We start from the raw sequence: 5,859 nt of genomic DNA, 5'->3' as shown, positions 1-5,859 counted from the left end.
GCGCTCCCGGGTCGACCCCGGGGCGACCGTGACCGCCGGCAACGCCAGCGGGGAGAACGACGGCGCCGCGGTGTGCGTCGTGACCACCCGCGATCGCGCGGCGAGCCTCGGGCTGCGCGCGTACGTCAGACCCCTCGGCTGGTCGGTGACCGGAGTGCATCCCGCCCGGATGGGGATCGGTCCCGTCTCCGCCACCGCCGAGTTGCTGGGCGACCTGGGGTTGCGTCTCGCGGACTTCGACCTGATCGAACTCAACGAGGCCTTCGCCGCCCAGGTCCTGGCGTGCCTGCGGGAGTGGGAGGACGGGTTCGGCTTCACGGTGGCCGACCGCGAGCGGCTCAACGTGCACGGTTCGGGGATCTCGCTCGGGCACCCCGTCGGGGCCACGGGGACACGTATCCTCACCACCATGGCCCGGGAGCTCGCCCGGAGACAGGGCCGGCTCGCGCTGGAGACGATGTGCCTCGGCGGCGGGCAGGGCCTGGCCGCCGCGTTCGAGAGGGTGACGTGACCCGGTGCGCGTGACGGATCCCGGCAGGACTCACGAATTCACGATGAGTTAACTCACACTCGTGTGATTCGGGCGTAGCGTGGGTCACAACGGTCGGTGGGGAAGCCGACCGTCGGGAGGTCCCAGCCGATGATCGATCCACTCGATCGGGAGGGGGCCGGCACCCGGCCCCGTCACCACCAGGTGACCTGAGCCGACCGGTCCACCCCCAGCTCGCCCGCGGTGCCGCGGGCCAGGAGTCCGCCGTGACCGACACCGTACGTACCTACGTCCTCGACACCTCGGTTCTGCTCTCTGACCCGTGGGCCGTCACCCGCTTCGCCGAGCACCGCGTGGTGCTGCCCATCGCGGTGATCGGGGAGTTGGAGGGCAAGCGTCACCACCCCGAGCTCGGATACTTCGCCCGGGAGGCACTCCGACTTCTCGAGGACCTGCGCCTGCGACACGGTCGGCTCGACGGCGATCTGCCCATCACCGAGCAGGGGGGAACCCTGAGGGTCGAGCTCAACCACACCGACCAGGCGATCCTGCCCGCCGGGTTCCGGAACAACGGGGAGGACTCCCGGATCCTCGCGTGCGCACTCAACCTCCGCGCGGAGGGTCTCGACACCGTCCTGGTCTCCAAGGACGTGCCCCTGCGGGTCAAGGCGGGCTCCGTGGGCCTGCCCGCCGACGAGTACCACGCCCAGGACGTGGTGCTGACCGGCTACAGCGGGGTCGCGAACCTGCCCGCCACCCAGGACCTCGTGGACACCCTGTTCACCGATGGCGGGGCCTCGCCACTCGCGGCGCGGGCAGCCGGTCTGGACGGGGAGACACCGGTCCACTGCGGGATCCGGATCCAGACCGAGTCGTCGTCGGCGCTGGCCCGCGTCACCGACGGCGGCGGGCTGAAGCTGGTCCGCGGTGATATCGAGGTGTTCGGCCTGCGCGGCCGTTCCGCGGAGCAGCGCATCGCGATCGACTGTCTGCTGGACGAGTCGATCGGGATCGTCTCCCTCGGTGGCCGGGCGGGGACGGGGAAGTCCGCGCTCGCCCTGTGCGCCGGGCTCGAGTCCGTCCTCGAGCGGCGCCGCCACCGCAAGATCGTCGTGTTCCGGCCCCTCTACGCCGTGGGCGGACAGGAACTCGGCTACCTGCCGGGGAGCGAGACCGAGAAGATGTCGCCGTGGTCGCAGGCGGTGTTCGACACCCTCGAGGGCCTGGTCAGTGAGAACGTGATCGACGAGGTGATGGACCGCGACATCCTGGAGGTGCTGCCGCTCACCCACATCCGTGGCCGGAGCCTGCACGACTCGTTCGTGATCGTCGACGAGGCGCAGTCCCTCGAGCGCAACGTCCTGCTCACTGTGCTCTCCAGGCTGGGATCGGGATCACGGGTCGTCCTCACCCATGACGTGGCCCAGCGGGACAACCTGCGGGTCGGTCGTCACGACGGGATCCAGGCCGTGGTGGAGAAGCTCAAGGGGCATCCGTTGTTCGCGCACGTGACCCTCAACCGCTCGGAGCGCTCGGCGATCGCCGAGCTGGTCACCACGATGCTCGAGGAGTTCCACCCGGACGCCGAGCCGGGGGAGCTGCGCCGGATCCACGCAGCATGATCAGCGGGTGAGCAGAGGCTGCGCTGCGTGCCCGCACCGGGCACGCAGCGCAGGTCCTCCCCAGGTCTCGTCGGTCCCGTGCGGGAGGCCGCGTCCGGGGTCAGCGCTCGCGGTCGAGGCCCGTCATCCCCAGCACGTCGAGGCGGCGGTCCAGCTCGTCCTCGCTCAGCGGGTCGGGGACGAAGCCCAGGGCGATCACGGCCTCGCGGATCGTCATCCCCTCCGCCAGGGCGTGCTTGGCCACCCGGGCGGCCTCCTCGTAGCCGATCGCCGAGTTGAGCGGGGTGACGATCGAGGGCGAGGACTCGGCGTACCGGCGCATCCGCTCGACGTCGGGCTCGATCCCGTCGATGCAGCGCTCGGCGAACAGGGTCGTGGACGTGGTGAGGATCCGGGCAGACTCCAGGACGTTGCGGGCCATCACCGGGATCGCGGTGTTGAGTTCGAAGGCCCCGGTCGCACCGGCCCAGGCCACCGCGGCGTCGTTGCCCACGACCTGGGCGGCGACCTGGGAGATGGTCTCGCACAGTACGGGGTTGACCTTGCCGGGCATGATCGACGACCCGGGCTGCAGGTCCGGCAGGTGGACCTCGGACAACCCGGTCATCGGACCGGAACCCATCCAGCGGACGTCGTTCGCGATCTTGGTGAGCGAGACGGCGATCGTGCGCAGCGCCCCGGAGAACTCCACGAGACCGTCGCGGGCGGACTGCGCCTCGAACGGGTCCTCGGCCAGGCGCAGCTCCTCGAGCCCGGTGAGGGATCGCAGTTCCTCGACCACCGCTGAGCCGAAACCGTCGGGCGCGTTGAGACCGGTGCCCGCCGCGGTGCCGCCGATCGGGAGCTCGCCCACGCGGGGCAGGGTGGCGCACACGCGCTCGGCGCCGGCCCGGATCTGGCGCGCGTACCCTCCGAATTCCTGGCCCAGGGTCACGGGGACCGCGTCCATGAGGTGGGTGCGGCCGGACTTGACCACATCCCGCCACTCGACGGACTTGCGCTCGAACGACCCGGCCAGCACACCCAGCGCGGGGACGAGCTCGGTCAGCGCCATCTCCGTCGCGGCGACGTGTGTCGCGGTGGGGAAGGTGTCGTTGGAGGACTGCGACATGTTGACGTCGTCGTTCGGGTGGACGGTGACGCCGTCGGCCGCGCACATCGAGGCGATGACCTCGTTGGCGTTCATGTTCGAGCTGGTTCCGGAACCGGTCTGGAACACGTCGACGGGGAAGTGGTCGTCGACCTCACCCTCGGCGATCCGTCCGGCCGCGGACACGATGGCATCGACCTTGGTCTGGTCGAGTAGGCCGAGACGTCCGTTGACCGTCGCGCAGGCGGACTTGAGGAGGCCGAGCGCGCGGATCTGCGCCCGCTCGAGCCCGCTGCCCGAGACCGGGAAGTTCTCCACCGCCCGCTGCGTCTGGGCCCGCCAGAGCGCGTCGACCGGTACCCGGACCTCGCCCATGGTGTCGTGCTCGATACGGAATCCACTCTGGTCAGCCATACGGTCAGAGTAGGCGCGCACGACGCACCTCGCATGCGCTCGGCGCGGCGGGACCGGGCGGGGTCAGCTGTCTCGGGACCCCTGGCCGTAGTCGACCGCCGAGAACTCGCGGAGCTTCTCCATGCGGTGGCGGGCCTCCACGTGCCGGACGGTGCCCGACTTGGACCGCATGACCAGCGACCTGGTGACGGCGCCGTTGGAGCGGTAGCTGACGCCGCGGACCATGTCGCCGTTGGTGATGCCGGTCGCCGCGAAGAAGCAGTTGTCGCCCTTCACCAGGTCGTCGGTGCCGAGGATCGCGTCGACGTCCAGTCCCGCGTCGACCGCCTTCTGGTGCTCCGCCTCGTCCTGTGGCCAGAGCTGCCCCTGGATCTCCCCTCCCATGCACTTCATGGCGCAGGCGGTGATGATTCCCTCGGGGGTGCCGCCGATCCCCATGAGCATGTCCACCGAGCTGTCGTCGGAGGCGGCGGCCACGCCACCGGCCACGTCCCCGTCCATGATCAGCCGGACCTTGGCTCCGGCCGCGCGGATCTCCGCGATGAGCTCGGCGTGCCGGGGGCGGTCGAGGACGCACACGGTCATGTCGCCGACGTCGATGTTCTTGGCCTTGGCCACGGACAGGATGTTCCATTCCGTGGACTCGGACAGGTCGATGTGGCCGACCGCGTCCGGCCCCACGGCGATCTTGCGCATATAGAAGACGGCCGAGGGGTCGAACATGGAGCCTCGCTCCGCGACCGCGATGACGGCGATGGAGTTGGGCCGGCCCTCGGCCATGAGGCGCGTACCGTCGATCGGATCCACGGCCACGTCGACCGCGGGGCCGTGCCCGGTGCCGACCCTCTCGCCGTTGAACAGCATCGGCGCCTCGTCCTTCTCGCCCTCGCCGATCACCACGACGCCGTCCATGTCGACGGTGCCGATGAGCTCGCGCATGGCGTCCACGGCAGCGCCGTCACCCCCGAGCTTGTCGCCCCGGCCCACCCACCGGCCGGCCGCGAGCGCGGCGGCCTCGGTGACTCGGACGAGCTCCATGGCGAGGTTACGGTCGGGGCGTAGGGCGTCTGACATGTGGCGTCGGGCTCCTCGGATAGCTGCGCGCGAACAGACGTGGCCACTCGCCGCACGATGGGGTGTCGGCGCTCATTGTTGCACCTCCGGACGCCCGCCGGGGGCCAGGCGCCCGACATGCCCCGGGTGGGTGGGATACTGGACGCCGTGGCCGAGCCGAAACCGAGAATCCTGCAGGGCAACCGCGACATGTTCTGGTCGGTGGTGGTGCTCATGGCGATCGTCGGGATCTTCGCCGGTGTCGCGGGCCAGTGCACCTTCAGCCCGTCCGGACCACAGCAGGGTGCGATCCCGGAGTTCGACGCCGAGGCCTCCCTGCGCCAGGACGCCCGCAGCCTGGGCTTCCCGGTCCGGTCCCCGGTCGTCCCGGAGGAGTGGACCTCGAACTCTGGACGCGTCGAGAGCTTCGCCGACACCACCTCGAGCCACGTCGGCTGGGTGACGGGGGAGCGGAGCTTCGTCGAACTGGTCCAGTCCGACGCCCCCGAGGAGGCGTTCCGGTCCCTGAACGGCGGACCGCGACCGAGCCGGACGATCGTGCCGGTGACCGGGCGGGAGTGGGCCGTGTACACCGGTGACGACGTCCGTCCGGTGTGGGTGCTGGACCTGGACGACGTCAGGGTGGCGGTGACCGGGTCGGCCACCACCTCGGACTTCGAGGCGCTTGCCGCGGCCGTCCAGGACGCCGAACCGCTCCCGAGCAGCCGATAGTCAGCGGTTCGACCGTCGCCTGGTCGGCGCGCTGGGCTGTGGCCTCCTACGTGCGGCTGGCAGCGTCGTCGTCGTCGCCCAACACCGCATCGATCCGGTCACGCGCGCCGTCCAGGTGTTCCGTGCACCGCGCGGCGAGCTCCTCGCCCCGTTCCCAGAGCGCCAGCGATGCGTCCAGGTCCTGGCCGCCTGCCTCGAGGATGCGGACCACCTCGATCAGCTCGTCGCGGGCCTCCTCGTAGCCGAGCTGGGAGACGGGGGTCTGCTCGTCGGACATCAGGACTGCTCCTCGGGTGTGGCGGGTTCGGGTGCGGTGGTCTCGGCGGTGGTGGTCTCGGCGGTGGCGGCGGGGGCCCGCCCGGCGGCGGGGGTGGAGCCGAGAACAGCGGCGGACAAGGCGCCGTCCGACACCCGGATACGCAGCTGCGACCCGGGCGGGGCGTGGGCGATCGAGGAGA

5 protein-coding genes and 2 pseudogenes are annotated in these 5,859 nt (G+C 70.9%); 3 read left to right on the top strand and 4 right to left on the bottom strand.

All coding sequences use genetic code 11. From position 1 onward, the window contains the following. Positions 1-511, top strand: a pseudogene (locus tag G6027_RS00075) (acetyl-CoA C-acyltransferase); the annotation flags it as partial. Positions 512-756: 245 nt separating this feature from the next. Next, on the top strand, positions 757-2,112 hold the full coding sequence (locus G6027_RS00070) for a PhoH family protein (protein WP_182634255.1): 1,356 nt from the start codon (positions 757-759) through the stop codon (positions 2,110-2,112). Between the two features lie 100 nt (positions 2,113-2,212). On the opposite strand, the gene G6027_RS00065 is transcribed toward G6027_RS00070, so the two are convergent. Together G6027_RS00065 and glpX are read right to left on the bottom strand one after the other, a co-directional pair. Beyond that, positions 2,213-3,616 carry a class II fumarate hydratase gene (locus G6027_RS00065; RefSeq protein WP_182634253.1) on the bottom strand — a complete coding sequence of 468 codons (1,404 nt, stop codon included), beginning with the start codon at positions 3,614-3,616 and terminating at the stop codon, positions 2,213-2,215. A 63-nt stretch (positions 3,617-3,679) separates the two neighbouring features. Continuing rightward, positions 3,680-4,690, bottom strand: a complete 1,011-nt coding sequence (gene glpX, locus G6027_RS00060) for a class II fructose-bisphosphatase (RefSeq protein WP_182634252.1) — start codon at positions 4,688-4,690, stop codon at positions 3,680-3,682. Between the two features lie 147 nt (positions 4,691-4,837). Between glpX and G6027_RS00055 the strand changes: the two genes are divergently transcribed. Beyond that, positions 4,838-5,401 carry a DUF4245 family protein gene (locus G6027_RS00055; protein ID WP_182634250.1) on the top strand — a complete coding sequence of 188 codons (564 nt, stop codon included), beginning with the start codon at positions 4,838-4,840 and terminating at the stop codon, positions 5,399-5,401. Between the two features lie 46 nt (positions 5,402-5,447). Here the strand turns inward: G6027_RS00055 and G6027_RS00050 are convergent, their stop codons facing one another. Next, positions 5,448-5,678: an exodeoxyribonuclease VII small subunit gene (locus tag G6027_RS00050; protein ID WP_182634248.1), complete on the bottom strand. Its 231-nt coding sequence runs from the start codon at positions 5,676-5,678 to the stop codon at positions 5,448-5,450. Further along, positions 5,678-5,859 (bottom strand): annotated as a pseudogene (locus G6027_RS00045) (exodeoxyribonuclease VII large subunit); the annotation flags it as partial. The pseudogene G6027_RS00045 and the gene G6027_RS00050, both read right to left, overlap by 1 nt.

It is taken from the genome of Dietzia sp. SLG310A2-38A2, from assembly GCF_014145095.1.
Classification (GTDB): domain Bacteria; phylum Actinomycetota; class Actinomycetes; order Mycobacteriales; family Mycobacteriaceae; genus Dietzia.
The sequence above is the reverse complement of the archived record's forward strand: the minus strand, read 5'-3'. Positions and strand labels throughout refer to the sequence as shown.

Bases quoted from the DNA above. Each gene is read 5' to 3' on its own strand.
- glpX (WP_182634252.1), bottom strand. From the start codon at position 4,690: ATGTCAGACGCCCTACGCCCCGACCGTAACCTCGCCATGGAGCTCGTC.
- G6027_RS00050 (WP_182634248.1), bottom strand. From the start codon at position 5,678: ATGTCCGACGAGCAGACCCCCGTCTCCCAGCTCGGCTACGAGGAGGCC.
- G6027_RS00065 (WP_182634253.1), bottom strand. From the start codon at position 3,616: ATGGCTGACCAGAGTGGATTCCGTATCGAGCACGACACCATGGGCGAG.